Source organism: Bradyrhizobium sp. SZCCT0148 (assembly GCF_018129985.1).
Lineage (GTDB): Bacteria > Pseudomonadota > Alphaproteobacteria > Rhizobiales > Xanthobacteraceae > Bradyrhizobium > Bradyrhizobium japonicum_H.
On the sequence record NZ_JAFCKT010000040.1, the window covers coordinates 1 to 2,342 of the forward strand.

Consider the following 2,342-nt stretch of genomic DNA (forward strand, 5'->3'; position numbering starts at 1 on the left):
AATAACGGCTTTTGCACTGCCAGTTTGACCGGTTGCGAAGCCACCGTCTCATTAGAACCGGAAAACTCTGCTTGGGCCGCTTCAGATATCCAAGTTGCGACCCGTGCATCGTAAGCAATGAGACCAACGAAGACGACCAGCACAGTGCCGTAGACAACAGACATTGCTGCGAGTTTCCTTAGCGACGGCTGACCGTCAGGCTTCGTTCGTTCCGGTAGAGACGTTGGCATTGGGAGCGGTCCTTCTGTGTCTCGCGGGAAAGCTCGCTAGACAATAGGCCCTGTTAATGGAGCAAGATGTGCACCAGTTCACATGCTTTCGGGGGCAACGAGCCATGGACTATGCCCGGCCGGTCTGACGACGTCTGTTTTGCAAGTTAAACGTAACATCGCGTTTCGGGTTCGTCAGGACGGATTCTGACCATCTCCAGCATCGTGCGCTGCGGCTACTTTTGACCGTAAAGAGAGGTTAGACTAGAAGATTGCGCCATGCGGCTTCTGTATCCTGCCGCGGAACTGCCTAGCCTCTAAGTGCCGTTAGCTGATCTGTGTCAAACCGGGCCCGCAGCTCGCCGATCGTCGTGGGATCAGCCGTGCCGCTGCGCGCTACAATCTCGGCCAACTCCTCGAAATATCGCTCGTGCCCCGGGGGCGAGACGGTCATGAGGACACGCGCGATTTTGTTTGAGGCATTTGCAATGTTGTGCGGAACGCCTGGCGGCAGGAACAAGTAGGTGCCAGGCGTGGCATGCACGTGGTCATGATCCACTTGCCATTCGCATTCACCTTCCAAGACATAGAATGTTTCTTCCTGAATGCGATGGACATGCAACCCGGTGGCGAAGCCGGGCGGAATCGTCCAATGAAACATCGAGGTATGTCGGGTATCGTTGCCGGTGACCAGAAAGGCCATGGGCTGGCCGGCGAGTCTAACGAACTTGCCTTCGCCTGGTCTGCGGACGATCGCCTTGCCACTCATGTTGAGCCCTCCAACGGGATGATGGGGAGCACTATCCTGTCTTTCCGCCGTCCAAAGATCGTGAAACAACTCCGAAATTGTTGCAAAATGCACCGGAAATGGCCCAAGCCCGACCAGTCACCTACAAATTCGGCTCCTTTGTACTCGATGCCGAGACCGGCGCTTTGATCCGAGGCGACGCGACGGCCGTGCTCGGCCGGCGAGGTGCGGCGCTGCTGCGCCTGCTGCTGGAGCGCGCGCCGGCTCCCGTCGGAAAAGACACGCTGATGGATGCCGCATGGCCCGGGCTCAATGTTGAGGAAAGCAATCTCACGGTTCAGATCGCAGCGCTGCGCCGCGCGCTCGGGCAAGACGGCGGTGAGCGCTGGATCGAAACGCTGCCACGTCGCGGCTATCGCTATGTCGGCCCGATTGCCAACCGGGTTGGTGCAGATGCAGATCAGCGCGAGCATTCGGCCAGGTTGTGGCTGCCGGAAAAGCCCTCCATAGCTGTGCTGCCGTTCGAGCACTCGGGCGAAGCCACCTGGTTCGCAGACGGTATGGTCGACGACATCATCACGGGCTTATCGCGCATCAGCTGGCTGTTCGTGATCGCGCGCAATTCGAGCTTTGTCTGGCGCGAGCGCGTCGCGGACGTGAAGCAGGTTGGCAGCGATCTAGGCGTGCGGTATGTCCTGCAGGGCAGCGTGCGGCGCGCCGACGACCGTATTCGTATCAACGCGCAGCTCGCAGATACAACCAACGGCGGATATGTCTGGGCCGAGCGCTACGACCGCATTGCGGGCGATCTGTTCGCGTTGCAGGATGAGATCGCGCTGGCAGTGGTCGGTGCTATTGAGCCACGCCTGCGGCGTGCCGAAATCGAGCGGATCCGTCGCAAACGTCCCGACACTCTCGACGCCTATGAACTCGTGCTGCGTGCACAGCCGGACGTCGACTCGGGGATGCCAGATCGTGCCGCGACTGCCCTGGCGCAGCTCCAGCGCGCTTTGGCGCTCGAGCCAACTTACGCCCTAGCCCATGGCCTGGCCGCAATGAGCCACCACAACCGCTTCTTGCGTGCGGGGCTGAAGGAAGAGGATCGAGGGGCGTCGGTGCGCCACGCGCGCCTCGCGATCGAGCACGGACGCGACGACGCCCGCGCCCTCACCTTTGCCGGCTTCTCGCTCGGCATGGACGCTCATGACCGGCAGGCGGCCTTTGCGGCTTTCGAAGCTGCGCTCGCACTGAGTCCTTCAACCGCACTGGCATGGATTCTCGGCAGCGTCGTGGCGGGCTGGGCCGGGGACGCTGGACGCGCAATCGACTGGAGCGAGCGCGGCATGCGCTTAAGTCCGTTCGATCCGTGGGCCTTTGCGGCCTAC

General features: G+C 61.1%; 2 protein-coding genes. One reads left to right on the forward strand and one right to left on the reverse strand.

Annotated elements, in window-relative coordinates; genetic code table 11:
• Positions 1–519 precede the first annotated feature (519 nt).
• The gene (locus JQ580_RS33650; RefSeq protein WP_212285658.1) at positions 520–978 is read right to left on the reverse strand and encodes a cupin domain-containing protein; all 459 of its coding nucleotides are present in this window, start codon (positions 976–978) and stop codon (positions 520–522) included.
• Between the two features lie 98 nt (positions 979–1,076).
• On the opposite strand from JQ580_RS33650, the gene JQ580_RS33655 reads away from it, so the two are divergent.
• A partial coding sequence (locus tag JQ580_RS33655; RefSeq protein WP_212285660.1) for a winged helix-turn-helix domain-containing protein occupies positions 1,077–2,342 on the forward strand: 1,266 nt, incomplete at its 3' end.

Coding starts and splice junctions, on each gene's coding strand:
- JQ580_RS33650 (WP_212285658.1), bottom strand. CDS start 978: ATGAGTGGCAAGGCGATCGTCCGCAGACCAGGCGAAGGCAAGTTCGTT.